The following is a 25,576-nucleotide window of genomic DNA, read 5'->3' on the forward strand; positions in this document are numbered from 1 at the left end:
ATGGATCAAGATTTATCATTGATATGGGAAAAGTGTCTGCAATTCATGCGGGACAATCTTAATGCAGCAGAGGATATTGACGATCTGAAGAAATTGGAAAGATCGTTTGATCTATTGTTTGATAAAGTGGAGCCTCTTTCTTTGGTAAACCACAATCTAACCCTTTTGGTTCCAAGTGATTTTTACAAAGAATACATCGAGGACACCTATCTCTCCCTTTTGTCGGCCGCTTTAAGAAAGAATATTGGAAAAGGCGTGAAGCTTTGGTATTCTGTCATGGAGAACAAGCCTTCAGGAAAAGAAAAACCCATCGTACAAAACGTAAAAGGAAATTCCGTACCTGCCCCGAAGATTCAACAGGCCATGCCTAAATCTTCGAACTTGATTAATCCTCGAGTGGCTCCAGGAATTCAAAAAATAAACATTGATTCAAATCTGATTCCTCATTTGTCCTTTGATAACTTTGTGGAAGGTGAGAGCAATAAATTTGCATCCACCGTGGCGAAATCTATCGCGAAACGTCCTGGGGGTACTGCATTTAACCCTTTGTTTTTGCATGGAGGGGTAGGCGTTGGAAAGACGCACGTGGCCCATGCGGTTGGACTGGAAGTGAAACAGAATTTTTCCGATAAGGTCGTTTTGTATCTCTCCTCAGAAAAATTCATTCAACAATTTGTGTCTGCGGCAAAGGCCCAGAACAAAACAGAGTTTCAGAACTATTACCAAATGGTGGACGTGCTGATCATTGACGATATTCAGTTTCTGTCTGGAAAAGCAGCGACACAGGATAGCTTCTTCCATATTTTCGATTATCTGCACCAAAACGGAAAGCAAATCATCTTAACCTCAGACAAAGCGCCTGTGGATATCCAAGATATTCAGGAGCGAATTGTTTCACGTTTTAAATGGGGACTTTCAGCAGAAATTAAATCTCCAGATTTTGAAACGAGACGCAAGATTATCGTAGACAAATTAAGCCGAGATGGAATTGTCCTAACGGACGATATGGTAAATTACCTTGCGGGCGAGGTGAAATCAAACGTAAGAGAACTAATCGGAGTAATCAATTCTGTGATTGCCTATTCTACTATTTACAAATCCGATTTAAGTCTAGAGCTTTTAAAAGATACCATTAATAAGATTGCCTCCACTCAGAAGAAAGTAATTAACATTCCTTACATTCAAGAAGTGGTGTGCGAGTATTTTGGAATTAATCGGGAGCAGTTGCTTTCTAAGTCCAGAAAAAGGGACATCGCACTTCCAAGACAATTGGCGATGTACTTCTCAAAGGAACTTACTTCGAATACATTCTCTAAAATCGGGGAAGAAATGGGTGGAAAGGATCACTCTACTGTGATGTACGCTTGTGAAACCATCAAGGATACTTCCAAAATTGACAAAGAGATTAAAAAATACGTAAAGGAGCTCTCCGAGAAAATTAAAAAATAGATTCTCCGAGGTGAATATAAGTTAAAATGAAGAATCCAGTGTTCTTCATTTTTTTTTTAAATTCGCTTCTAATTCTGATTTAAAAAGACTATGAAAATTCTAATGCTTTGCCTTGGCAATATTTGTAGAAGTCCTCTTGCAGAGGGCCTATTGCGATCCAAATTACCCAGTAATTTTGAGGTGGCTAGTGCGGGCACCAGTTTTATGCACCAGGGAAATCCGGCAGATAGCCGTATGATTCAAACGGCAAAAAATAGAGGTCTAGATCTTTCTATGCATCGAGCACAAGGCTTTAAAAAGGAGCATTTGAATGCGTACGATCGGATCTACTGTATGGACCGATCCAACCTCGAAAATGCACTTCAATTGGCTGAAAATAAGGAGCAGACTCGCAAAGTGCAATTGCTTCTTGAAAATAGGAGTGAGGTACCTGACCCTTATTTTGGAGACCAGGAAGGATTTGATGAAGTTTATGATTTGCTCGATAAGGCTCTTGATGAGCTTGCCGCTGAACTTAAAAGAACCCATTAATAGAAGGATATGCTTATACTTTTACCTGCTTACTTGAGCGAACTTACACCGAAGAGTCATTTTGCGCCGGTGATCTCAGAGTATATCGCAAAGATCGATTGCTATTTTGTTGAGAATGAGAAAACAGCTCGTCGCGTTATTAAATTCTTTTGTCCTGAAAAAAAACAAAGTGATCTTAAGTTAATTCTTCTTAACAAGTACACCCAGACCGAGGAGTTGGGGGAAGGACTTGACTGGTTGAAAGAGGGAACGGATTGTGGACTTTTGTCAGAAGCGGGTCTTCCTTGTCTTGCCGATCCGGGCAATATCCTCGTTTCTTGGTGTCATGAAAATGGAGTTCAAGTAGTGCCTATCAATGGACCCTCTTCGATGATTTTGGCATTGATTGCAAGTGGATTTAACGGTCAACAGTTTACCTTTAGCGGGTATTTGCCGATTGATAAAGCAGAACGCAGGCATAAGATTGTGCAGCTTGAGCAAACGGTTCTTAAAACGGGAACCAGTCAAATCTTCATGGAAACTCCTTACCGCAACAATGCGATGCTAGAAGATCTATGCAAAACACTCTCCCCGCAGCAGAAGCTATGTGTTGCCTCCAATATTGGGCATCCTACCGAGGAATTCATCCAGACTTTGAAAGTCTCGGAGTGGAGAAAGAAAAAGACAGATCTTCACAAGATTCCTACGGTTTTTGTGATCGGACGTTAATCTTCAGATTCTAATTTCGAAATCAAATTCTTTTTTACCTGCGTTAGGCAAAGGTCTTTTGCTTTTGCGTAAGAGATTTCATAGTGGCGATCGATTCGAGTGAGCTCCGTTGGAAATTTCTCAAGAAGTTGATCATAATACCGGTCTAATTGCTCCTTAGTGGGCATGTGAAAGGAAATATGCACTTGAAACCTTCTTAAAATAGCGGTGTCGACAACCTCTGGATGGTTGGTAGCCGCAATTAGAATTGCTTTTTGTGGGAAGTAATCGATGAGTTGAATTAGAGAGTTTACAAGTCGTCGCATTTCTCCAACCTCCTTATCCTCTAAAGACCTAGCTTTTCCAATGTGGTCAAATTCATCCAGGAATAAAATCGCTTTGTCTCGGGAGGCTTTGTCAAAGATTTGTTTTAGATTTTGAGCCGTTTCTCCGATGCGTGGACTCACGAGATTGCTCAGATTTAAGATGATTATTGGGCGAGAAAGCGCATGGGCAATGGCTTTGGCAGCCATGGTCTTTCCAAGACCCGAAGGGCCTGTGAAGAGAATTTTATTGTTTATTTCAAGTCCGTAGTGAGTCAGTTGCTCAGTAAACTTTTGTTCTTTCAAAAGCTGCTCGAGGGCCTCTTTTTGATCTGCCTGCAATTGCATGTGTTCAAGCCTTGCGCCTGGGTCCGGAGCTAAAATTAAATCGAATAGGTTCATTTGGAGTGGGGTCTATTGCAAAGATAACGCTAGTTTCGTAGAATACAAAGCAATGGGATTCTCGTTTTCTTTCCTTTCGTATTTAGAGGATACTTAAAAATAGTAGAGGAGTATTTAACTAATTTCTGTACTTTTAAAGTCTAATTTTTCTTTGTGGAATCGAATGGTGGAACTGATTTTGTTTCGTTTCGAAAGAGAAAGTAGGGTTTCCACCCTTCGATGCAAGCTTAGATTTATAATTTTATGTATGAAATATAGTGCCCTACTGTTTGTTTTTATCAGTGCCTTCGCCTTTGCTCAGTCAACCGCAGAGCGTTTAGAAAGGCAAGTTCAATCTCTTTTGAATTCTTCTGCCGCTTATTCGGCAAGTTTATCCTTTTACGTTGCAGATGAAAATGGAAATTTGCTCTATGAGCACGAGGGTAGAAAGGGGCTCTCAAGTGCCTCCACCCAAAAAATTTTTACCGCAGGCGCTGCTCTAGAGTCTCTTGGAAGTGATTTTAAATGGAAAACGACTTTGTCCTATGAGGGGCAAATTTCAAATGACGTTTTAAACGGTAGCTTGTATGTGTTTTCCAATGGAGATCCTACGTTAGGCAGTTGGCGTTATTCGGATCATAAACCCGAGGATTTTGAAAAGGCAGTGGTGTCTGCGCTAAAAGAAAAGGGAATCAAAAAAGTATCTGGAAACCTTTGGATCGACGATTCTAATTTTGATTTTCAAACCATACCGGGCGGTTGGCCATGGAACGATTTAGGCAACTATTATGGTGCAGGTGTATTTGGTGTCAATTGGCGAGAGAATCAATTTGACATGAAAACGTCCGGAAAAGAAATCCGGGGATTCAATATGGATTTAGAAGGAGTAAAATGGGTGAACGATTTAAAAGCGGGTGGGAGCTCCGATCAGAGCCTTGTGTTTACGGCCCCTTTTTCGAACGTCGCTTATGTGAATGGAACCCTACCTAACAAATCCATGACCGTGTCCGGGGTTATTCCCAACCCTCCTTTGCAATTGGGTTTGGAGTTAAAAGCAGGGCTTAAAAAAGCTGGAATTGAGCTGGAGGGCGAAGTTAAAACTTCGTCGCTCGAAAGAATTGAATCGGGGGATAAGCCGCGGGTTCCCAAAGGAACTCTACTGCTTGAATATAGATCTCCCTCTTTAGAGCAAGTGGTTTACTATTTTATGAAAAAAAGTGTCAACCTTTATGGAGAAGCACTTGTGAAAACCATGGCCAAAGAAAAAACAAATTCCGATTCATTTGACGGCGGGATTGCCTACATGAAGGATTTTTGGAAAGGCAAAGGAATTAATTCAAGGATGATCAATTTTGCAGACGGAAGCGGGTTATCCCCTCAGAATTATGTGTCTGCAGAGGCAGAAGTAAAAGCGCTTTTGTGGAGTAAAAAACAGGGGTGGTTCGATGCGTTTTACAATGGGTTTCCGGTGCAAGGCAACGGCATGAAAATGAAAAGTGGAACGATGAAAAACACGAAGTCTTTTGCGGGATACCACCGCAGCTCCAGTGGAAAATCCTATGTATTTGCGGTCATTTTGAACAACTATCAAGGAGGAAATATTAGTCAGGCTTTGTACGATGTACTCTCTCCTATTAAATAAAGAAAAAAAGGCGAGAACAGGAATAGAAAAAGCATCGCATGAGAAAAACTCGTGCGATGCTTTTTTAGGTCTTAGAGCTTTTTCTTTTTAAGAAGTTTTAAGTTCTACTTCGAGGTAATAGTTTGGACTCACTTCAAAGGTTTCTCCTTTTGAAAGTTTGATGCTTTGCCAAAGAGCCGTTGGGGTAATCGTACGATTTTTATTCAAGTGAATAGGTAAGGAGAAATTTGGAACTGTGTTTTGAAATCTAAATTCAAGGGTCCCTTGCTTTTGATTGTGCACAAGTTCTAATTTCGGAACCTTCACTCCGCGTAGGTACTGATTAAAGACAGGTGAGAGATCCCTATCTAGTAGTTTTGACATCTCGTTTTCAATTTGCGCAGAGCTAACCATCTGATGGTAGAAGGTTTTGTTAAGAGCTCTAAGCATGTGGCGGAATTTCGTATCGTCGTTTACGGCTTCTCGTATCGTATGCAGCATACTTGCTCCTTTGTAATACATATCGCCACTTCCCGACACGTTCACGCCATAATGTCCAATGATGGGTTTGTCGTTTTGAATGGCTCTTCGGGTCCCAATTTGGTAGCGGTCCGCTGAATCCGGGTCTAAATAGTTTTCGGTGAAAAGCGTTTCCGAATAGCTAGTGAACGCTTCTTGAATCCACATGTCCGCTTTTTCACTTGCCGTAATGTTGTTGGCGAACCACTCGTGTCCGGTCTCGTGAATGATAATGAAATCCCACTTGAGACCGACTCCCGTTTGGGAAAGATCGCGTCCTAGGTAGCCGTTTTCGTAGTTGTTACCATAAGCGACATTGCTTTGATGTTCCATTCCCAAGTAAGGAGTTTCTACTAGTTTGTAGGAGTCCTCGTAAAAAGGATAAGGACCAAACCAATATTCAAAGGCTTTCATCATAGGCTTTACTTGCGCAAATTGCTTTTTGGCTTTTTCTAGGTTATAATCCAAAACCCAATAATCTAAATCCAAAGGCCCTTTTTCTCCTTCATAGGATTCTCCAAAATGGACGTAATGGCCTATGTTTGGGACCATGGAGTATCCATTGATTGGGTTTTTTACTTCCCAAAGATAACAAGTGAAATCGCCCTTTTGGGTTTTGGAAACTAAGCGTCCGTTTCCAACACCCACTAGGTCGTTTGGAGTTATAATCTCCATGGTCATACCTTCATCAGGCTCGTCGAGCCATTGGTCTTTAAGGGGCAACCATAAAGAGGGTCCTTCGCCTTCCTGAGCCACGCTCATGAAAGGACGGTTTTTCTTGTCTTTTGCAAAGACCCAGCCTCCGTCCCAGGGTGCTTTTTTGGCGATTTTTGGTGCGCCAGAGAAACCGAGGGTAAGGGAGTATCTTTGTCTTTTTTTTAACGGAACTTTTGGGGTAAGAAACAGAAAGTCTCCTTCTCTTTTTTCGGAAAGCGAACCCAAGTTGTGTTCAAGGACCTTATAGTTCATAGGGGATTGAAGATCGATTTGCAGGGTCGTATTTTTCCGATCCTCAGTCACTTCAAATGTGATGGTGTTTTGGCCTTCTAGGGTTTGGGTTTCAAACGTCGGCTTTACAACAATATCGTATTTTTTGACATCCCAAAAATCACGGAATTCCGTATTGGACCCTTTGAGGGTGTCTTGCCGTGTGAATGTTTGTGCGCTTAAAAGAGCGCACGAAATAGAAAGTAAAAACGTAAGGAATCTCATATCTTGAATTATAAGACCCAAAAGTAGTAAAAAATGGTGACCTTTTTAAGGGATAAGGCGGTTTTCTGTAGCTATGAATCTAAAAACTACGCGACCTTTTGAGCTCGTTTTTGCATTTTGTTATACGTACGTTTGCAAATGCCAATGCTGAATTCGTAAAGGACTAAAAGAGGAAGGGCAGCCATGGACATGCTCAGTATATCGGCAGGCGTAATGACGGCTGCAATGACCAAAATCACAACGATCGAATGTCGACGGTACGTTTTAAGAAAGGTAGGGGTTAAAATACCAATGGCAGTCAAGAAATAAACAATGATGGGAAAAAGAAAAACAATTCCCATACCGACTACAATCTGAAAGAACAAAGCGGCGTAATCCGATAGGTCATACAAAGGTTCAATAATTTCCGATATTTTAAAAACAGCACCAAAATTAATCGCAAAAGGAAGGATCAGATAATACCCACACAAGATTCCTAAAAGGAAAAGGATCCAAACGGAATTAATAAGCAGGGAAGAGTTTTTTCGCTCTTTGGGATGAAGTGCAGGAGAAATAAACCTCCAAAGCTCCCAAACAAGATATGGGAAGGAAAGAACCATCCCTCCAATAACCGACACGCTCATCATGACATTGAACTGTTGATAGAGCTTTTGCACCCGTACCGGGAAATCCGCTGGCAGTTCAATTGCGTTGGTGCCTACGAGTTCTTGAGAAAGATAATTGATGGCACGAAACGTAGGGAAGTCATTTTTCACGGGGCCAAAGAAGATCTGGTCAATAATCCATTCGATGTTAAAACCTACCACAAAGCCACACAGGATAATGGCGATAATGCATCGAATTAAATGGCCTCTTAGTTCTCCAATGTGCCCAATTAAGGACATGTCTTTCTCGCGATCCACAAGCTTGATTTATTTTGGTTTTGAAGTTGCGAAAATACGCAATAAGTTACAATTCGCCTAGCGAAACAAAAGGGGTTTGAAGGGCAGGCTTACAGAATGCCTTCGTCCAAAAGACGATGAATATCAATAATTCCGTAATAGCTATTCTCATCGGTCACAATGATTTGACCAATATTGCGGTCTTTCATCAGCGCCATTGCCTCTTTTGCAAGAGCGTTTTTATCGATGGTCTTCGGATTTTCGCTCATAATGTCTTTGGCAAAAATTTGGGAGATGTCCTCCGTATTCAAAAGCATTCTTCTTAAGTCCCCGTCAGTAATCACCCCTGTGATTTTCTCTTGGTCGATCACCACGGTCACCCCGTGCGAGGAAGCGCTAATCGAAATGATGACTTCTCGTATGCTTGCATTGGGGGCTACTTGTGGTTTTTGAGTAGATAAAAACTGCTCCACGGTAGCGGTCAAATTTTTCCCTAAGCTACCGCCTGGATGAAATTTCGCAAAATCTTGCTCTTTGAATCCATTTAGCTCCATAAGGCATACGGCAAGAGCGTCTCCTAATGCCATTTGAACGGTGGTGGAGCTGGTAGGGGCTAGTTTAATAGGACAGGCCTCTTTTTCCACATGCGTATTAAGGACCACATCAGAGCTTTGTGCTAGTTTGCTCTCTAGATTTCCAGTCATAGCAATTAGGTTGCTAGAGTACGATTTTAAGTAAGGAAGAAGGGTGACGATTTCGGGGGAATTTCCGGAATTTGAAATGCACAAAACCACATCTTGTTTTTGGATGAGTCCTAAATCTCCGTGGATTGCCTCTGCCGCATGAAGAAACTGTGAGGGGGTTCCCGTAGAGTTTAGCGTCGCTACAATCTTATTTGCAACATGGGCGGATTTTCCAATTCCGACAATAATGAGTTTTCCACTCGCTTGGTTAATGAGTTGGGCGGCCTTCGCAAAACTTAAATCGATGCGCTGACTGAGTAATTCAAGTTCAGAGATTTCAATGTCAATGGAGCGTTTTGCTAAAAGGATTAGATCTGAATTTTTCAACTTAAAGTAGTTTTAGATAATTTACCCAAGATAAGATTGCCTTTTAAGGGATTATTTAGTAACTTTGGGTAATGTGCAAATTTAGCAAACAAAATTAGATGGGGACGAAAAACACGGATTTATCGCGTGAATTGAAGAAATATTTTGGGTTCTCGACTTTTAAGGGACACCAAGAGGAGATTATTGAAACGCTTTTGGACGAGCAAGACGTTTTCGTTTTAATGCCCACCGGCGGGGGTAAGTCACTATGCTATCAACTTCCCGCACTTATTTCACCCGGGACGGCAATTGTCGTTTCTCCCTTAATTGCACTGATGAAGAACCAGGTCGATGCGGTCAATGGACTTTCTTCCCAAAAAGGACTAGCGCACGTATTAAATTCTTCCCTTAACAAGACCCAAACCACACAAGTATTTAGCGATATTAGAAGCGGGGTTACCAAACTTCTTTATGTGGCTCCTGAATCTCTTATTAAAGAGGAGTATATGGAGTTTTTGAAGGAGGTACCCATTTCTTTTGTGGCGATTGACGAGGCGCATTGTATCTCCGAATGGGGACATGACTTTCGCCCGGAATACAGGAACCTCAAATTAATTATCGATAAGATTGCAGACGTGCCGGTTATCGCCCTTACTGCAACGGCTACGCCGAAGGTGCAAGATGACATTCAAAAAACGCTTGGCATGAGCGATGCAAAAGTCTTTAAATCGAGTTTTAATCGAGCCAATTTATTTTACGAGGTTCGTCCTAAAATCAACATTGATAAAGAGATCGTTAAATTTATAAACGCTCGAAAAGGAAAATCAGGAATTGTCTACTGTCTTAGCCGTAGAAAGGTGGAGGAGTTCGCGCAATTGTTGCAAGTCAATGGCATTAACGCGAGACCTTATCATGCGGGACTGGATCAAAAAACCAGAGTCGCGAACCAAGACGGTTTTCTAACCGAAGATTGTGATGTGATTGTAGCAACCATTGCGTTTGGAATGGGTATTGACAAGCCCGATGTGCGTTTCGTGATTCATTACGATTTCCCAAAATCCCTAGAAAGTTATTACCAAGAAACAGGTCGTGCAGGCCGAGACGGAGGCGAGGGCTACTGTCTTGCTTTTTACGATCCAAAAGACATTGAAAAACTAGAGAAATTTTTAGCGCAGAAGCCCGTTTCAGAACGAGAAATCGGACTGCAGCTTTTAAACGAAGTGGTCGGTTATGCGGAAACCTCAATGAGCCGAAGACAATACTTGCTTTATTATTTTGGCGAGCGGTTTGATCCCGTGCACGGAGATGGGGCGAAAATGGATGACAATGCCGTAAATCCTCCCCCTGTGGTGGATGCTTTCTCGGATTTGAAAAAATTACTTGAGATTGTAAAAACATTGGGAGAGAAATTTAAATCACGAGATTTAATTAGCCTGATTATGGGCAAAGAAAACTCCGTCACCAAATCCTATAAATTAGAAACAACCAAATTTTTTGGAATCGGAAAGGCGCATTCCGACAATTATTGGAAATCGATCATTCGACAGGCCAATGTGCAGGATTATCTAACCAAGGATATTGAAACCTATGGAGTTCTTAAACTCTCAAGCAAGGCACTATGTGTTTTAGCCGGTGAAATTGAACCCGAATTTAAGATAGCACAAGACCGGGAGTATAATTTAGAGCAGCTTCGAACAGAGTCTGACAAAAGCGATGTACTGGCCGCAGGCAGTATGGATGAGAATCTTTTCTCTCAGCTTAAGGAACTTAGAAAGACCGTTGCGAAAAAGCATCAAATCCCTCCCTATACGGTCTTTATGGATGCGAGCCTTGAAGACATGACCATTCAGTATCCAGTTACCTCTGAGGAAATTTCAAAAATCTATGGGGTGGGCGAAGGAAAAGCTCGTCGGTATGGAAAAGAATTTGCGGAGTTCATCGCTAAGTACGTCGATGCAAATCAAATTGAGCGTACGCAGGATATGGTACTAAAGCAGGTGGCTAACAAATCGAGCCACAAAGTCTTTATCATTCAGAGTACGGACAAGAAATTAGACCTAGAGGACATTGCTAAAGCAAAGCATCTGACCATGGATGCCCTTCTAAAAGAAATGGAAAGAATTGTCTACCAAGGCACGAAGTTAAATATTGATTACTACCTCGAGGAGTTAATTGACGAGGACATTGTGGAGGAATTCATGGATTTCATGAAACAAAGCGATAGCGATAGTATGAAAGTCTTGACAGGAGAATTTGGTGAGGACCTAAGCGACGAAGAGATTCGTATGCTCAGAATTAAATTCATTTCAGACATCGCAAATTAATTCTTTTTCTTGATTCTATGCTTGAGATTTCAGGGTAGGTTCTTTTTCGATAATCCATAGATTTTGCCGCTCTTTTTTGTTTTTCTGAGAATTCAAAAACAGATTCCCCTTTTAATTTCTGTACACTTTTGAGGTTTTGTAAAAATACATCTAGCTGTTTTACAGCTGAATAACTAAAAATATTTGTAAACTTTTTGTAGTGTAGCGGATTTAATGTACATTTATTTCATTAAATTATTTAGATCCATGGAAAGTTCAATCGCCACCAAAAAAACAAATCCTATTACATTTGATTCCGCCACTTCGAAAACCCTAGAGTACTTCAAAGGGGACGATCTCGCGACGCGTGTTTGGGTAAGTAAGTATGCATTAAAGGATTCTCAGGGACATCTTTATGAGTCTACCCCCGACGATATGCACTGGAGGATTGCAGACGAAATTGCGCGAATTGAAGATAAATATCCAGATCCCCTCTCTAGAGAAGAAGTCTTTGAACTCATTCGAAATTTTAAATACATTATCCCCCAAGGAAGTCCCATGACCGGGATTGGGAATCATTTTCAAATTGCCTCTTTGTCCAATTGCTTTGTGATTGGCAATGGAAGCAATAGCGATTCGTACGGAAGCATCATGAAAGTGGATGAAGAGCAAGTTCAGCTAATGAAAAGAAGAGGCGGAGTCGGGCACGACCTCTCGTACATTCGTCCGAAAGGGTCTGCTGTGAAAAATTCAGCCTTAACTTCCACCGGACTGGTTCCATTTATGGAAAGGTATTCCAATTCGACAAGGGAAGTGGCACAAGACGGACGTCGAGGTGCTCTTATGCTTTCTGTATCGATTAACCACCCGGATGCAGAAGATTTCATTGATGCGAAATTAGAACAAGGAAAAATTACAGGAGCGAATATATCTGTCCGAATTGACGATGCTTTTATGAAAGCCGTAAAAGAGGACTCAAGCTATACACAAAGCTATCCTATCCATAGCAAAGAGCCCAAAGTAAAAAAAGAAGTAAAGGCCAAAGAGATTTGGAATAAGATCGTTCACAATGCTTGGAAGTCTGCCGAACCCGGTATCTTATTTTGGGATACGATTCAAAAAGAATCGGTGCCCGATAGCTACGCAGATTTAGGGTTTGAAACAGTTTCAACCAACCCCTGTGGAGAAATTCCACTGTGTCCTTACGATTCTTGCCGACTTTTAGCAATTAACCTTTATTCCTACGTTCAAAATCCTTTTACCCCAAAGGCGAAATTTGATTTTGATTTGTTTAAATCCCATGTTCGTTACGCGCAGCGTATGATGGACGATATTATTGATTTGGAGGTAGAGAAAATTGATGCCATTGTTGCAAAAATTGATTCCGATCCGGAATCGGAAGAAATCAAAGGAACCGAAAGGTCTCTTTGGTTCAAAATTCGAGAAAAAACGCTACAAGGTAGAAGAACTGGGGTAGGAATTACTGCGGAAGGAGATATGCTCGCAGCCCTTGGTTTGCGTTATGGCAGTGAAGAGGCCGTTGCATTTTCTGTGGAAGTTCATAAGACCTTAGCCCTTGAAGCCTACCGTTCGTCTGTAGAGATGGCCGCGCAGAGAGGAGCCTTTGAGGTGTACGATGCCAAGCGGGAAGAAAACAATCCGTTTATCTTGAGAATAAAAAAAGAAGACCCTGCTCTTTACAAGGAAATGGTTAAACACGGGAGACGAAACATCGCGCTCCTTACGATTGCACCGACAGGAAGTACCTCACTAATGAGTCAAACGAGCTCAGGAATTGAGCCGGTATTCATGCCGGTATACAAACGACGCCGGAAAGTAAATCCAAACGACAAACAAGTCCGAGTGGACTTTGTGGATGAGGTGGGAGATTCTTGGGAAGAATATGTGGTTTTCCACCATCATTTTAAGACCTGGATGGTAGCGAATGGAATCGATACGGAGGTAAATTACACGCAAGACGAAATCAATGCACTGATTGAAAAGTCTCCTTATTATAAAGCAACATCCAATGACGTAGACTGGTTGAGCAAAGTAAAAATGCAAGGCGCAATTCAAAAATGGGTCGATCACTCGATTTCAGTCACGATCAACATCCCGAACGAAGCGAGCGAAGAACTTGTGAATGAGCTTTATTTAACCGCTTGGGAAGAAGGATGCAAGGGGGTCACTGTGTACCGTGACGGTTCACGTTCCGGCGTACTGATTTCCAATGAAGAGAAAAAAGAAACGAAAGAATCCACAAGCGAGCTCAAGCCGGGATTCCCTACGAAGCGCCCCGTATCCCTAGAGGCGGACGTGGTACGTTTCCAAAACAACAAGGAGAAATGGATCGCTTTTGTCGGTCTTATCGACGGGAAACCCTATGAAATTTTCACAGGTCTTGCTGATGACGAAGAAGGAATTCTATTACCGCGTTGGGTGAACGAAGGAGTCATTATTAAGAACCGAGATGACAATGGAACCTCACGCTACGATTTCCAATTCAAAAACTTACGAGGATATAAGACGACCATTGAGGGTCTTTCGCATAAATTTGATCCTGAATTCTGGAATTATGCAAAACTTATTTCGGGGACTCTTAGACATGGACTTCCCCTTGAGAGTGTTGTAGAACTTGTAAATAGAATGGAACTAAACCTCGAGTCAATTAACAATTGGAAAGCAGGAGTAGCTCGCGCCTTAAAAAGGTACATTCCGGACGGAACCGAAGTACAAGGACAAAAGTGTACCAATTGCGGTTCGCCGGAGGTTATGTACCAAGAAGGCTGCCTTACCTGCAAGAGTTGTGGAAGTTCCAAATGCGGTTAAAAGCATTTTTCATACTCAACTACGATCCTATTTGAAAAGTAGGAAGCTTTGCGAAGTTCTTGCTTGAAATGTAAGGGGATGACGTAAATTTTTGTAATTTTGTGAAAACGAATATTTAATTCTAACAAAGAGAAAATGAGTCAATTTGATGTTACCGTAATCGGTTCAGGTCCTGGAGGATACGTTGCAGCTATCCGTGCTGCACAACTTGGATTTAAAACAGCTATAATCGAAAAATACCCAACCATGGGGGGAACGTGTCTGAATGTCGGATGCATTCCGTCAAAAGCTTTATTAGACAGTTCAGAGCATTTCCACAATGCGACTCATAATTTTGCGAATCATGGGATTTTAGTCGATTCTCCAAGAGCCGACCTAGAAAGAATGGTAGCCCGCAAAAACGAAGTAGTTGAGCAAACCACCAAAGGAATTGAATTCCTAATGGATAAAAATAAAATCACCGTATTTCAAGGGGTAGGTAGCTTTGAAAGCCCGACTCAGGTGAAAGTAACCAAAGAGGATGGATCCTCTGAGGTGATCGACACGAAATACAGCATTATTGCGACAGGATCTAAACCTTCAGTTCTTCCTTTTGTTACTCTTGACAAGGAGAGAATTATTACTTCCACGGAAGCTTTAAGCCTAAAAGAAATTCCAAAGCACCTTGTGGTTATTGGAGGAGGGGTCATTGGTCTTGAACTCGGATCTGTGTACAAGAGATTAGGAGCAGAAGTAACCGTTGTTGAATACCTTGATAAAATCATTCCAGGAATGGACGGTTCCCTTTCGAAAGAACTTCAAAAAGTTCTTAAAAAACAAGGAGTGAAATTTATGCTTTCTACTGCGGTTTCAGCCGTGGAAAGAAAAGGAGATAACGTGGTGGTTACTGCAAAAAACAAAAAAGACGAAGAGGTTAAAATCGAAGGAGACTATGTTCTTGTAGCCGTAGGTAGAAAACCCTACACTGACGGACTTGGACTTGAAAAAGCGGGCGTAGAATTGGACGAACGCGGAAAAGTAAAAGTAAACGAACATCTTCAAACCAACGTGCAAAATATTTATGCCATCGGAGATGTAATCAAAGGGGCTATGTTAGCTCACAAAGCTTCTGAAGAAGGAGTCTTAGTGGCAGAACAATTGGCGGGACAAAAGCCTCATATCGACTACAATTTAATTCCAGGAGTAGTTTATACTTGGCCAGAAGTAGCGGGAGTTGGAAAAACTCAAGAACAACTTCAAGAAGAAGGACGTAGTGTGAAAGTAGGGAACTTCCCAATGAGAGCACTAGGTAGAAGTAGAGCTTCTGGAGATATTGATGGATTTATTAAAATTATTGCAGACGAGAAGACAGACGAAGTGTTAGGCGTTCATATGGTCGGAGCTAGAGCTGCGGATATGATTGCCGCTGCGGTCACAGCTATGGAATTTAGAGCTAGTGCGGAGGACATCGCAAGAATGTCTCATGCGCACCCGTCGTATGCAGAAGCCTTTAAAGAGGCCGCACTTGATGCGACTGCTAAAATTGCGATACACATGTAATTCAAGTTTTCATAATAAAAGTAGAATGGCGATCCGTAAAGGATCGTCATTTTATATTTAAAAAGAGTACATCCCTTAGAAAAGTGGAGAGAAATGATTTCCTTTTTTTGATTTTATGTTCCCAGAGGCACGCCCTTACCAATTAAAGTTTAAATTTGCAGTAAATATTAAATATGGACATCGGAAAAATACAAACCCTAAAAGTTTCTGAACAAAACTCGTCAGGCTATATCCTTGAAGACGATCTAGAATGGAACGCTTTTTTACCCAAATTATTTGTCAAAGATCCCTTGAATGAGGGGGATGAGATTCAGGTATTTGTATTTCAAGACGACGGACGACTTAAGGCAACGACAGAGACTCCCTTAGCCCAAGTGGGTCAATTTGCCGTCATGCACTGTGTACAAAGTCTTCCTAGTGGGGCTTTCATGGATTGGGGGATCATCAAGGATCTCTTTGTTCCGTACAAACAACAAAAATCCAAAATTGAAGAAGGCAAACGCTATCTGGTCTATGTGTATATTGATGAACCGACCGGTTTAATCACAGGAACCACGAAATTCAAAAGAAACCCACAATACGAGGATCTTCCTTTTGCGCCTGGAGATAAGGTAGAACTCCTAGTGATGAACGAAGGAGAGCTGGGATGGAATGTGGTAATTAACCAAAAGTACATAGGGCTAATTTACGCCTCCGATGTGTATAAAAAAATGTATCCACTTTCCACCGAGGTAGGGTATATCAAGCAGTTAAGAGAGGACGGTAAAATTGATGTTTCCTTGCAAAGGGAAGGCTACGAACACATAGATGAATTCCAAAAGGTCATTCTCGATAAGCTTGAACAAAATTACGGTCTTCTTTACTTAACCGATAAATCGACTCCAGAAGAAATTAAACTCGAGCTCGAGATGAGCAAGAAGAACTTCAAAAAAGCGATTGGTGGACTTTACAAAGACAAAGTCATTGAAATTTCAGAAGACAAAATTAGACTGATCTAATCTCCACTCTAAAAGGGTCCTTGCTGCCTTATCTGAAATAGCCTTACACGTCCTTTTTCTAGGATTTCATAGCCTATGTCATAGAGAACTCTACGGGTCGTTCCATCAGAATACATTTTTTGCTGCGTAAAATACTCGAAATTGAAGCCCTCTGCGCTTAATTTTGTGGTCGTCGTTGCGGCCTGATTTTCTACAAAAGAATAGCTTTGAAGGATTCTATAGTTGCGTCGCAACTGAGAATGGATACTTCGCATGAGGTTCGAGGTGTCCTTATTGTTTTTGTTATTGTAAGTATTGCGACAAGAATCGTTGCAAAATTTTTTATCTGAGCGCCCCACAAGGCGCTCTCCACATTCTAAGCAGTTCATGGTTTTTTTTCAAATATAAACATATTCTTCTTTATTCGATTGCAAACGACTACAAATGTAAGTAAGTGAGTACGAACCGAATCCCTTCTAAACGATTTTGAAACTTTGCTTCCAAGTTAATGCCCGAGAAGGGTGCAAAGAATTGTTTAACCAAAATTACAGTATTATGTCTATTAGAAATCGAGTGAGTTTAATTGGCCGCACAGGAAGCGATGTTGAAATTGTAACCTTTGAAAACGGAGGTGTGAAAGCTTTGGTATCCCTGGCCACAAACGATTAGTACATGAACCAAGAAGGGGAAAAAGTGGAGGAAACCCAATGGCACAATTTGATTGCCTTTGGGAAAACTGCGGAGATTCTCCAGAAGTATGTTTTTAAAGGAAAAGAAATCGCGGTCGAGGGAAAAATTCAGTACCGCAGCTATGAAAATTCCGAAGGGCAGAAGAAATCCATCACGGAAATTCGGCTAAGCGAAGTGATTTTACTAAGCTAGTTCCACGGACGATGAAACTTAAATTGTTCACACTTCGATCGGCTGAAAAACTGCTTCAGGAAGATCAAACTTCGATCAATGCATTTTTTGAAGAGCACCAAGTATTGCAAATAGAAACCGCTTACATTGGTGTGGGAGATACCCTATGGTCGGTCGCTGTTATTTATGAGGTTCCTTTTCAGGCAAAGAAGACAAAAGGTTTGAAAGAGGAAGTAGAAGACTCTAAGCCTCTTTCTGAGCTCGATGGGGTTCGGCTCGAAGAACTCAAGAGGTGGAGGACCGCCCACGCTCGTAGTCAAAACGTTCCGCCTTATCGCGTAGCGACGAATCGGGAGTTGCAGGCCGTTCTAATCGAGAAACCTACAGATTTAGAATCCCTTCGATCCGTTCGAGGGTTTGGAGAGGCAAAAGTAAATTCCTATGGAGAAGATCTTTTGCAGGAATTAAAAAGAATTTTTCAGGTATAATTTTATATTTTTTTTTTTTTTTTTCGTGTTTTTAGGGTTGCGCTTTCTGCTTTGGTGGAAAGCGCATTTTGTATGGATACTTAAATCCAGTAGTCCTTTTCAGGGGAGAGAAGGGAACTAAAGGTAAAAATCCGTATTTTTGCCCGGTGGCTTTGTGAAAGCCAAATCCCATTGAATTACTATCATTATGAAACCAAGTTTAGCAAAAGGAACGCGTGATTTTACAGCAGAAGAGCTGCAAAAGAGAAGATATATAATTTCTGTACTTCAGAAGAATTTTGAACTCTTTGGCTATATGCCTTTGGAAACACCGAGTTTTGAAAACTTAAGTACACTGACAGGAAAGTACGGAGAGGAAGGGGATCGATTGATTTTTAAAATTCTTAATTCTGGTGATTTCTTGTCGAAAGTGAATAGCCAAGATTGGGAAGGGAAATCGAGTCAGAAATTAGTAAGTCAAATTAGTGAGAAGGCACTTCGCTATGATTTGACAGTGCCTTTCGCACGCTTTGTAGCCATGAATCAAGGAAAATTAACGTTCCCATTCAAGCGTTATCAAATCCAACCGGTTTGGCGTGCTGACCGTCCGCAAAAAGGTCGCTTCAGAGAGTTTTACCAATGCGATGCGGATGTAGTAGGAAGTGAAAGTTTATGGCAAGAAGTTGAACTTGTGCAGCTTTATTCCAAAAGTTTTGAGGATTTAGAACTTCCGGTTGAAATTCATCTGAACAACCGCAAGATTTTAATGGGATTGTCCCAATTTGCAGGAATTGAAAGTCAACTGATTGATTTTACAGTCGCCTTAGACAAACTCGATAAAATAGGAGAGCAAGGAGTTCGTAAGGAAATGATGGAAAAGGGGATTTCACAAGAGGCAATAGACAAAGTTGCATTTCTATTTAATGAGACCCTTACACAAAGCGAAGTTTTGGAGATTCTTACGACCTGTTTCGCCGAAATTCCTGAAGGAAAACAAGGAGTAGAAGAGCTTCTCTTTGTTTTGCAAGAATGCGAAAAAGTAGGACTTGCAAACAAGCTCGTCTTTAACATTACTCTAGCTAGAGGTTTAGATTACTATACAGGAGCCATTTTTGAAATTAAAGCCCTAGGGGTTGAAATGGGCTCTGTTGGCGGCGGAGGTCGCTATAACAACTTAACCGAAGTATTTGGAGTTAAAAATATGCCTGGCATTGGGATTTCCTTTGGGCTTGACCGAATCTATCTAGTATTAGAAGAATTAGGGCTGTTCACAAAGCACGAAGGGCCATCCACGGATTATCTTTTTGCAAATTATGGATCGCAGGAATCTTCAGCAGCACAAAGCGTTTTAGCAAAATTACGAGCAAAAGGCTATTCTTGTGAGCTGTACCCAGAACCGGCGAAGCTGAAGAAACAGTTTCTCTATGCAGAAAAGAAAGGAATCCAGAACCTTGTCTTTTACGGAGAAACTGAAATTCAAAACGGAAACATTTCGATTAAGGATTTAATTTCAGGAAAACAAAAGACCTTGAGTTTGCAGGAATTTTTGAAATAGAATTGGCGGCAACTTTTTCCCCATAAAAAATCCAACTAAAATCAATTAGTTGGATTTTCTTTGTATAATATGAATGTGAAATTAATCCATGTGGATTCTTGATTAGTTCAAGTCAGACTTAATGTCTTGCGCTGCGTCTTCTGCTTTTTTGGTGTATTCACCTGCTTTGCTCTGAACTTGTGAAGCGACATCGTTCGCTTTGTTTTTAATATCTGATCCCCATTTGTTCACATTGCTTTTCACAGTGTCAAGTTGATCTTTTACTTTTTGTTGGTCTTCTGGGGTTGAATTTTTGTATTTCCACCATGCAAAAGCACCTAATCCTAATAAGGCCAGTAAGCCATTTCTTTTATTACCCATAGTTGTATTTTTTTTTTAAATTAACTTTTGTTTTTGTATACCTACAGTAATGTAAAATACGTGCCAAAATTTGATGGCAGCTATTAAAATTTTGTTAAAGTTGAAGAAATGAAATGGAAAGGCTTTTTGATGTAAATTCTTACTCTCAAATCTTATGAGGAAAATATTGATTTAAGGTGTCCATTGGCCTCAAGTAATTAAGGTGCCTAGATTTGCTTTGCAATCGTAGGACAGTTCTTTTTACGCCATAATAGATAGCAAAGGGCTTTCCTGAAGAAAGGACACAGGAAGGATAAAAAGAAAGGATTTTAAGTTCAGTTCTTAATCAAATACTTGCAGATGGTTTCCGTCATAGGAGGCGTACACCATAGTGGGATGAGAATCCAAATGAAAGATATTTCCTTTGGCATCGATTCCAATCGCGCCTGCAAAGCCCTCGATTTTTTTAAGTTCCGTAAATGTTTTCTCAAAAGCAGTTTCAAGGCTCGCACCGTCACTGACTCTTGTGACAATCTTGCAGGCTGTAGCGTTGCTTACAATGTCTTCTCCCACACCCGTACAACTAACGGCGCAAAAAGAGTTTGCGTAATTTCCAGCCACAGTTGCTGAGTCTGAAACCCGACCTGGAATCTCAAAGCCTTTTCCACCGGTGGAAGTCGCTGCGGCTAGTTTTCCATTTCTGTCTAAAGCGACGCATCCAACCGTGCCTTTGCCTTCGCTTTTTTTCTTTTCAAGGTATTCCGCTCTACGGCTTGGAATTTCTGTGGAATAAGAATCAAAGCCTAATTTCTCGGCATAATGCTTGGCTCCCGGGCCGCTTAGAATTCGGTCCTCTACTTGGGCATCCATCAATTTTTTCGCCACCTCAATTGGGTTTTTAACTTCTTCTAAATTGATGACCCCGGACATTTTTTGAGTTTCTCCATCCATCAGTGCTGCGCTCATTCGAATGACCCCATCGCTTTGAATCTGTGAGCCTGTTCCCGCATTAAATAAAGCATCGTCTTCTAATAAACTCACAGCATACGTGCAAGTCTCCACTGCACTATGAGAGGAAAGGTATTCGTAGGACTTTTCAATGATATTTTTTAGTGCGGATTGCTTTGCTTTTTTCGTTTCTAGGCTTTGATCGCTTTCGGAGAAAAAGCCTCCGTGGATAAGAAGTTTCATAGACTTAAGCTTGAGGTTGGGTTTGGTACTGCGAATTGACAATGGTCATTTCTTTTGTCGTAAGATCGAAATGGTCATCTTGAGACATCACGTGCACCGTTAGATTGTCAATAGACACAGGTTGTCCGAGATGAATGTTGGTAAGGTTTGTATCTTTTATAAAGCGACCGTCCACAATAATCACCAGTCCGGAACCAACGGCCGTCATCACTCCATCATAAATATAAAGGCCGGTGTCTTCTCCAAGTCCGATCCCTAAGGTTCTTGGATTGTTGACCACGGATTGGAAAAGTCTGCCAATTCGACCTCGTTGGACAAAGTGAGTATCAATAATCACGTCATCAATAAAACCTAGTCCTTGAGTCGTTTTCACTTCCCCTTTTAAAAGAGCTTCACTGCTAGAGCCTTGATAGATCATATTTTCTGAAGCTGCTGCCGCACCTGCAGAAGTTCCCGCATAAACGAAATTTTCAGTTTGGTACTTGTTGAGAATGGCATCGTGAAAGCGTGTCCCTCCTAGAATAGAGGAGAGTCTAAGTTGATCGCCCCCTGTGAACATGACCACGTCAGCTGCATTGGCTCGAGCCACAATAGCATCGCTATTTGCCTGCTCTCGGTTTGTAATGTCTAGAATTTGAACATTTTTTGCCCCTAAGAATTCAAAGGCTTTTTTATACTCAGGTCCTACAATCTGTGCAATCTGGGAAGCCGTGGGAATGACCTCAATGACGGAGTCTTCCTTTAAGCGAGCTTCATTAATGATCTTTCGCAGAATTCCTTTTTCAAAAAAATTTAGATTTTGTTCTACATTGGAGTCAAAATCAGTTTCAGCGAAACTGCCTTTATTCACAGCGCCGCCAATGACTATCAGTTTTCCTAGTGGCTTCATGGTTGCAAAGTTAGAAATAATTAATTTCTTGAGAAATTCTAGGCAAGGATTATCGGTTTACTAGGCCATTTTTTAAGCTGAAATTAAATAAGTTAATCAGAAATATAAAGTTTAATTTGATTCTTTGTTGAAACCAAATTATTTTTGAATTATATTTGATTACAATTTAATCGTCAACCTACCACATTTAAAGATGAAAATAGAAAAGATACAAGTACTACGGGGACCCAATATTTGGAGTATTCGAAGAACAAAGCTCATTCAGATGAGACTCAATTTGGAAGAACTAGAAGATTTACCGACCAATAAAATACCCGGATTTCGAGAGGGAATTGAGAAGTTAATCCCTAGTTTACTGTCCCACCGATGCTCAGAAGGAGAAGTGGGTGGTTTTTTTCACCGTGTAGAAACGGGCACTTGGATGGGCCATGTCATTGAACATGTGGCCTTGGAACTGCAGACTTTAGCAGGCATGGATACGGGGTTTGGTCGAACAAGAGAAACCAAATCTCCGGGGATATATAATGTGGTATTTAGCTATCTCGAGGAGAATTGCGGTGTTTTCGCAGCCGAAGCTTCCGTAGAATTAGCACAAGCTTTGGTTAACGGAGAGTCTTACGATTTAGAGGCGACGATTCAAAAGCTAAAAGAAATTCGAGAGCGCGAACATTTAGGACCCTCGACGGGTAGCATTGTACAAGAGGCGGTTTCTAGAAAAATCCCTTGGATTCGTTTGGGGAAAAACTCCTTGGTTCAACTCGGTTATGGAGTGAATCAAGAGCGTTTTCAAGCTACGATCACAGGAAAAACCAGTTCGATCGCAGTTGACATTGCGTGCAACAAAGAGCTTACAAAAAAAATGCTTGACGATGCTGCGATTCCAGTACCTCTAGGAGGTTTGGTTCGCGATGAGCAGGAATTACAAGAAACCATTGATAAGATTGGGTATCCAATTGTATTAAAGCCCTTAGATGGAAATCACGGTAGAGGACAGTCTATCAATGTTACCACATGGGAGGCAGCCGCCGAGGGACTTGTAGAAGCGCAAAAAATATCAAGTCGTGTGATTGTTGAAAAATATGTCACGGGTTATGATTTTAGAGTTCTTGTCATTAACAATAAACTTGTTGCCGCAGCAAGAAGGGTTCCTGCTAGCGTGGTAGGGGATGGAGAAACGAGCATTCAAGTTCTTATAGAGAAGGAAAATCAGGACCCGAGGAGAGGGTTTGGGCATGAAAAAGTACTTACGGAGATTCATGTCGATCGAAGTACAGACGAGCTTTTAGATAGACTAGGGTACACGTTAGAAACAGTTCCTCAGAAAGGTGAGATCATTTATTTGAAATCGACGGCGAACCTTTCAACAGGGGGTACTTCGATCGATGTGACCGATATGGTTCATCCGGATAACATTACACTGTGCGAAAGGATTTCAAAAATCATTGGTCTAGACGTCTGTGGGATTGATATCATGGCTGAAAATTTAACCCAGCCTCTAAAAGAAACAGGCGGATGTGTCCTTGAGGTCAATGCAGCACCTGGATTTCGGATGCACTTGGCACCCAGTGAGGGACTTCCTCGTAACGTGGCTGCACCGGTCGTCGAAATGCTTTACCCTCCAGGAAAGCCATTTCGAATTCCGATCATTGCCGTAACTGGAACCAATGGGAAAACCACCACTACACGCATCATATCGCACATTGTAAAAAACAACGGGTACAGAGTCGGATTTACCACTTCCGATGGAATTTACATTCAAAACACGATGCTCTCCAAGGGCGATACCACAGGTCCGCTTTCGGCTGAATTTGTTCTGAAAGACCCAACGGTAGAGTTTGCGGTGTTAGAAACGGCTAGAGGCGGTATCTTACGCTCAGGTCTAGGATTCGGACTTTGTGATATAGGCGTTCTTACCAATATTAAAGAAGACCATTTAGGCCTAAATGATATTCACAATTTAAAAGATCTAGCGCGTGTGAAGCGCGTGGTTTTAGACAGTGTGAAAAAGGACGGTTGGTGTGTTCTGAATGCAGAGGATGAATACTCGATGAGAATGGTGGGAGATCTTGATTCCAATGTAGCCCTTTTTAGCCTTGATGAGAACAATCCGCACATCGTAAAGTACTCCAAACAAGGAAGAGTAACCTGCGTTTACGAAGAAGGATTTGTCACGATTAAAAAAGGAGATTGGAAAATTAGAATTGCCAAAGTGACTAACATTCCCATTACGATGGAAGGGAAGGCGAAATTCATGATTGAAAACGTTCTAGCCGCGTCTTTAGCCACCTATTTATATGGATTCGCGATCGAAGACATAGCTATGGCCCTGCGGACTTTTGTTCCGAGTGCTCAGCTAACTCCGGGAAGATTAAATATTTTTAAGTTCAAAAACTTCAAAGTTTTAATCGATTTCGCGCACAATGCAGCGGGTTATGAAGCTATTGAAGATTATTTAAGCAATGTCGAGGCAGCCAAGAAAATCGGAATTATTTCTGGGGTTGGCGATCGCCGCGACGAGGATATACGAGAATGCGGGAAAATTGCAGGACGTATGTTTGATTATATTATTATTCGAAACGAAAAGCACCTTAGAGGTCGAAAAGAGGAGGATATTAATCAATTAATCATCGACGGAATTACATCCTCAGGTAGAGATGTGAACTACGAATGCATCTCAAAAGAAATTGAAGCTCTTAAACACGCAATGGCTATGGCGGAAGAAGGAACCTTTATTACCGCATTAAGTGATGTGGTAGATAACGCCATCGAACTGGTGCAAGATTACCAATTTAGAGAACAGCAAGAAGAACAGAGTGGACTATAATTTTAATTGAGGTCCTAGATTTTAAACTTCTTTCTATTCATTCAGAGAACGAGGTACTCGATGAATCTTTTTAAAGTTTTAATAGATTCATCGAGCCTGTTTCGTCTACAATTTTATAATCGAGAGCCTTGGCTAATACGAATATTTGTTCTAGGTTTTCTCTTAGTTGCACTTTGCTTTCCTGCACTAATTTCTTTTGGTTGACCGATTTTAGTGCGTGGTCTTTTGCGGCTTTTTGGATTTTTTGCAAATCCTTTTGCTCGATACGATTGAAGAAAGAGTCGTCCACAGAACTAATCTCAACACTCGGAATGATTCGGATTTCTGGATCTGGAATTGCGCGAAGGGTTAAGGTTCGATTTGTACTATCCACCTCGACTTTGAGTTGATTCAAATCGTAAGAAACTTGCGCATTGGTTTTCGTGAAAGTAACGATTTCTTTATCCATTGTGGGTAGGAGTCTGCCTCCTAGAATCTCCGTACTCATTTTCGTACGCTGAATCGTAGAGAAATCTTGCTCCATCACGACCATTTTATTCATTTTCCGGATTTGATTTGTAATGACATAATAGGAGTTGTCGACCTTTTCATTTGAACTTGTAAAAAGATTTTTCAAAAGAAGTCCGATTAAAAGGGTCAAAAGTACGCCGATCAAAAATGCGGGAATATGTTTTGAGTAGTTGTTCACGAGTATAATAATTAAGGTTGGACGGTTTGTAAAATACGAAGAAGATCTTTCTCGAGACTCTCGGATTGCGGATGCTCTACGATGCGACCCAGTTCAACGCCGTTTTTGAGTAGGAGTAGAGTGGGAACTTTTTCAATCTGAAAATTTTGAATTTCTTTTTTAGGCTCTTTTTTCTCCTCGTCTATTGCATAGAGAGTCAGGCTAGAGGAGGGAAGTTCTAATCTTTCAAAAATTTTCATAAGCTTAGGAACTTGCTCTTGACTATCCTCGCACCAGGTTCCAAAAAACAAGACTTTTTGAATGCCTTTTATATCTAAAATACGTAGTTCATCTAGAATGCTTAAATCCAGGGGGTACTCGTCGTATTGCGGTTGAAACCACGAAGCAATAGCGGGGTGTTTAAATAGATCGTGAGATTGTATTCCAATGGAGTCGTACATAGCATTTTAATTGTGCGTTTA

21 protein-coding genes and 1 pseudogene are annotated in these 25,576 nt (G+C 41.2%); 12 read left to right on the forward strand and 10 right to left on the reverse strand.

The window, feature by feature from the left end; translation table 11 throughout:
- From dnaA to AC3IRX_RS00015, 3 genes are all read left to right on the forward strand, one after another.
- A complete protein-coding gene (gene dnaA, locus AC3IRX_RS00005) occupies nt 1-1,449 on the forward strand; it encodes a chromosomal replication initiator protein DnaA (RefSeq protein ID WP_489210414.1) in 1,449 nt (482 codons plus the stop codon).
- Nucleotides 1,450-1,539: 90 nt separating this feature from the next.
- The gene (locus AC3IRX_RS00010; RefSeq protein ID WP_489210416.1) at nt 1,540-1,980 is read left to right on the forward strand and encodes a low molecular weight protein-tyrosine-phosphatase; all 441 of its coding nucleotides are present in this window, start codon (nt 1,540-1,542) and stop codon (nt 1,978-1,980) included.
- 9 nt (nt 1,981-1,989) lie between these two features.
- On the forward strand, nt 1,990-2,688 hold the full coding sequence (locus AC3IRX_RS00015) for an SAM-dependent methyltransferase (protein WP_489210417.1): 699 nt from the start codon (nt 1,990-1,992) through the stop codon (nt 2,686-2,688).
- Here AC3IRX_RS00015 and AC3IRX_RS00020 read toward each other — a convergent pair.
- Complete coding sequence (locus AC3IRX_RS00020) at nt 2,685-3,392, reverse strand: AAA family ATPase (protein ID WP_489210419.1); 708 nt, start codon at nt 3,390-3,392, stop codon at nt 2,685-2,687. The two genes, AC3IRX_RS00015 and AC3IRX_RS00020, sit on opposite strands and share 4 nt — an antisense overlap.
- Before the next feature lie 247 nt (nt 3,393-3,639).
- Between AC3IRX_RS00020 and dacB the strand changes: the two genes are divergently transcribed.
- Entirely contained in the window at nt 3,640-5,013 is a 1,374-nt protein-coding gene (gene dacB / locus AC3IRX_RS00025; protein WP_489210421.1) for a D-alanyl-D-alanine carboxypeptidase/D-alanyl-D-alanine endopeptidase, read from the forward strand.
- Between the two features lie 87 nt (nt 5,014-5,100).
- On the opposite strand, the gene AC3IRX_RS00030 is transcribed toward dacB, so the two are convergent.
- The 3 genes from AC3IRX_RS00030 to AC3IRX_RS00040 form a co-directional block, all read right to left on the reverse strand.
- Nucleotides 5,101-6,723, reverse strand: coding sequence for a M1 family metallopeptidase (locus tag AC3IRX_RS00030; protein WP_489210422.1), 1,623 nt, complete (start codon nt 6,721-6,723; stop codon nt 5,101-5,103).
- A gap of 86 nt (nt 6,724-6,809) precedes the next feature.
- Nucleotides 6,810-7,625, reverse strand: a complete 816-nt coding sequence (gene tatC / locus AC3IRX_RS00035) for a twin-arginine translocase subunit TatC (protein ID WP_489210423.1) — start codon at nt 7,623-7,625, stop codon at nt 6,810-6,812.
- Nucleotides 7,626-7,714: 89 nt separating this feature from the next.
- A complete protein-coding gene (locus AC3IRX_RS00040) occupies nt 7,715-8,674 on the reverse strand; it encodes a KpsF/GutQ family sugar-phosphate isomerase (RefSeq protein ID WP_489210425.1) in 960 nt (319 codons plus the stop codon).
- Between the two features lie 98 nt (nt 8,675-8,772).
- Between AC3IRX_RS00040 and recQ the strand changes: the two genes are divergently transcribed.
- The 4 genes from recQ (at nt 8,773) to AC3IRX_RS00060 (ending at nt 16,322) form a co-directional block, all read left to right on the forward strand.
- Entirely contained in the window at nt 8,773-10,977 is a 2,205-nt protein-coding gene (gene recQ / locus AC3IRX_RS00045) for a DNA helicase RecQ (protein WP_489210426.1), read from the forward strand.
- A gap of 246 nt (nt 10,978-11,223) precedes the next feature.
- Nucleotides 11,224-13,785, forward strand: a complete 2,562-nt coding sequence (locus AC3IRX_RS00050) for an adenosylcobalamin-dependent ribonucleoside-diphosphate reductase (RefSeq protein WP_489210428.1) — start codon at nt 11,224-11,226, stop codon at nt 13,783-13,785.
- A gap of 135 nt (nt 13,786-13,920) precedes the next feature.
- Nucleotides 13,921-15,324 (forward strand): dihydrolipoyl dehydrogenase, encoded by a 1,404-nt coding sequence (lpdA, locus tag AC3IRX_RS00055; protein WP_489210429.1) that lies wholly within the window; start codon nt 13,921-13,923, stop codon nt 15,322-15,324.
- A 173-nt stretch (nt 15,325-15,497) separates the two neighbouring features.
- Nucleotides 15,498-16,322, forward strand: coding sequence for a CvfB family protein (locus AC3IRX_RS00060; protein WP_489210430.1), 825 nt, complete (start codon nt 15,498-15,500; stop codon nt 16,320-16,322).
- Nucleotides 16,323-16,330: 8 nt separating this feature from the next.
- Here AC3IRX_RS00060 and AC3IRX_RS00065 read toward each other — a convergent pair whose 3' ends face one another.
- Nucleotides 16,331-16,690, reverse strand: a complete 360-nt coding sequence (locus tag AC3IRX_RS00065) for a hypothetical protein (RefSeq protein WP_489210432.1) — start codon at nt 16,688-16,690, stop codon at nt 16,331-16,333.
- A 166-nt stretch (nt 16,691-16,856) separates the two neighbouring features.
- Between AC3IRX_RS00065 and AC3IRX_RS00070 the strand changes: the two are divergent.
- The 3 genes and pseudogenes from AC3IRX_RS00070 to hisS all read left to right on the forward strand — a co-directional run bounded on the left by AC3IRX_RS00070 (nt 16,857) and on the right by hisS (nt 19,184).
- Nucleotides 16,857-17,183 (forward strand): annotated as a pseudogene (locus tag AC3IRX_RS00070) (single-stranded DNA-binding protein).
- A gap of 11 nt (nt 17,184-17,194) precedes the next feature.
- Nucleotides 17,195-17,650, forward strand: coding sequence for an HRDC domain-containing protein (locus AC3IRX_RS00075; protein ID WP_489210434.1), 456 nt, complete (start codon nt 17,195-17,197; stop codon nt 17,648-17,650).
- A gap of 187 nt (nt 17,651-17,837) precedes the next feature.
- On the forward strand, nt 17,838-19,184 hold the full coding sequence (gene hisS, locus AC3IRX_RS00080; RefSeq protein WP_489210436.1) for a histidine--tRNA ligase: 1,347 nt from the start codon (nt 17,838-17,840) through the stop codon (nt 19,182-19,184).
- Nucleotides 19,185-19,286: 102 nt separating this feature from the next.
- Here hisS and AC3IRX_RS00085 read toward each other — a convergent pair whose 3' ends face one another.
- The 3 genes from AC3IRX_RS00085 to AC3IRX_RS00095 form a co-directional block, all read right to left on the reverse strand.
- Nucleotides 19,287-19,544, reverse strand: a complete 258-nt coding sequence (locus AC3IRX_RS00085; protein WP_489210438.1) for a YtxH domain-containing protein — start codon at nt 19,542-19,544, stop codon at nt 19,287-19,289.
- A gap of 321 nt (nt 19,545-19,865) precedes the next feature.
- Entirely contained in the window at nt 19,866-20,714 is an 849-nt protein-coding gene (locus tag AC3IRX_RS00090; RefSeq protein WP_489210439.1) for an isoaspartyl peptidase/L-asparaginase, read from the reverse strand.
- A gap of 4 nt (nt 20,715-20,718) precedes the next feature.
- Nucleotides 20,719-21,603: a cyanophycinase gene (locus tag AC3IRX_RS00095; RefSeq protein ID WP_459084235.1), complete on the reverse strand. Its 885-nt coding sequence runs from the start codon at nt 21,601-21,603 to the stop codon at nt 20,719-20,721.
- Nucleotides 21,604-21,796: 193 nt separating this feature from the next.
- Here AC3IRX_RS00095 and cphA point away from each other — a divergent pair, with 193 nt between their 5' ends.
- A complete protein-coding gene (gene cphA / locus AC3IRX_RS00100) occupies nt 21,797-24,427 on the forward strand; it encodes a cyanophycin synthetase (protein WP_489210441.1) in 2,631 nt (876 codons plus the stop codon).
- A 70-nt stretch (nt 24,428-24,497) separates the two neighbouring features.
- Here the strand turns inward: cphA and AC3IRX_RS00105 are convergent, their stop codons facing one another.
- Nucleotides 24,498-25,115: a DUF4230 domain-containing protein gene (locus AC3IRX_RS00105; RefSeq protein ID WP_489210443.1), complete on the reverse strand. Its 618-nt coding sequence runs from the start codon at nt 25,113-25,115 to the stop codon at nt 24,498-24,500.
- An 11-nt stretch (nt 25,116-25,126) separates the two neighbouring features.
- A complete protein-coding gene (locus AC3IRX_RS00110) occupies nt 25,127-25,555 on the reverse strand; it encodes a thioredoxin family protein (protein ID WP_489210445.1) in 429 nt (142 codons plus the stop codon).
- Nucleotides 25,556-25,576 lie beyond the last annotated feature (21 nt).

Source organism: Epilithonimonas sp. KH_059 (genome assembly GCF_057838485.1).

What these genes read in the sequence shown, in the direction of transcription:
- AC3IRX_RS00030 (WP_489210422.1), bottom strand. Translation starts at nt 6,723, where the DNA reads ATGAGATTCCTTACGTTTTTACTTTCTATTTCGTGCGCTCTTTTAAGC.
- AC3IRX_RS00015 (WP_489210417.1), top strand. Translation starts at nt 1,990, where the DNA reads ATGCTTATACTTTTACCTGCTTACTTGAGCGAACTTACACCGAAGAGT.
- dnaA (WP_489210414.1), top strand. Translation starts at nt 1, where the DNA reads ATGGATCAAGATTTATCATTGATATGGGAAAAGTGTCTGCAATTCATG.
- cphA (WP_489210441.1), top strand. Translation starts at nt 21,797, where the DNA reads ATGAAAATAGAAAAGATACAAGTACTACGGGGACCCAATATTTGGAGT.
- AC3IRX_RS00010 (WP_489210416.1), top strand. Translation starts at nt 1,540, where the DNA reads ATGAAAATTCTAATGCTTTGCCTTGGCAATATTTGTAGAAGTCCTCTT.
- AC3IRX_RS00095 (WP_459084235.1), bottom strand. Translation starts at nt 21,603, where the DNA reads ATGAAGCCACTAGGAAAACTGATAGTCATTGGCGGCGCTGTGAATAAA.
- AC3IRX_RS00090 (WP_489210439.1), bottom strand. Translation starts at nt 20,714, where the DNA reads ATGAAACTTCTTATCCACGGAGGCTTTTTCTCCGAAAGCGATCAAAGC.
- AC3IRX_RS00020 (WP_489210419.1), bottom strand. Translation starts at nt 3,392, where the DNA reads ATGAACCTATTCGATTTAATTTTAGCTCCGGACCCAGGCGCAAGGCTT.
- AC3IRX_RS00085 (WP_489210438.1), bottom strand. Translation starts at nt 19,544, where the DNA reads ATGGGTAATAAAAGAAATGGCTTACTGGCCTTATTAGGATTAGGTGCT.
- AC3IRX_RS00060 (WP_489210430.1), top strand. Translation starts at nt 15,498, where the DNA reads ATGGACATCGGAAAAATACAAACCCTAAAAGTTTCTGAACAAAACTCG.
- lpdA (WP_489210429.1), top strand. Translation starts at nt 13,921, where the DNA reads ATGAGTCAATTTGATGTTACCGTAATCGGTTCAGGTCCTGGAGGATAC.
- dacB (WP_489210421.1), top strand. Translation starts at nt 3,640, where the DNA reads ATGAAATATAGTGCCCTACTGTTTGTTTTTATCAGTGCCTTCGCCTTT.
- AC3IRX_RS00065 (WP_489210432.1), bottom strand. Translation starts at nt 16,690, where the DNA reads ATGAACTGCTTAGAATGTGGAGAGCGCCTTGTGGGGCGCTCAGATAAA.
- recQ (WP_489210426.1), top strand. Translation starts at nt 8,773, where the DNA reads ATGGGGACGAAAAACACGGATTTATCGCGTGAATTGAAGAAATATTTT.
- hisS (WP_489210436.1), top strand. Translation starts at nt 17,838, where the DNA reads ATGAAACCAAGTTTAGCAAAAGGAACGCGTGATTTTACAGCAGAAGAG.
- AC3IRX_RS00075 (WP_489210434.1), top strand. Translation starts at nt 17,195, where the DNA reads ATGAAACTTAAATTGTTCACACTTCGATCGGCTGAAAAACTGCTTCAG.
- AC3IRX_RS00050 (WP_489210428.1), top strand. Translation starts at nt 11,224, where the DNA reads ATGGAAAGTTCAATCGCCACCAAAAAAACAAATCCTATTACATTTGAT.
- AC3IRX_RS00110 (WP_489210445.1), bottom strand. Translation starts at nt 25,555, where the DNA reads ATGTACGACTCCATTGGAATACAATCTCACGATCTATTTAAACACCCC.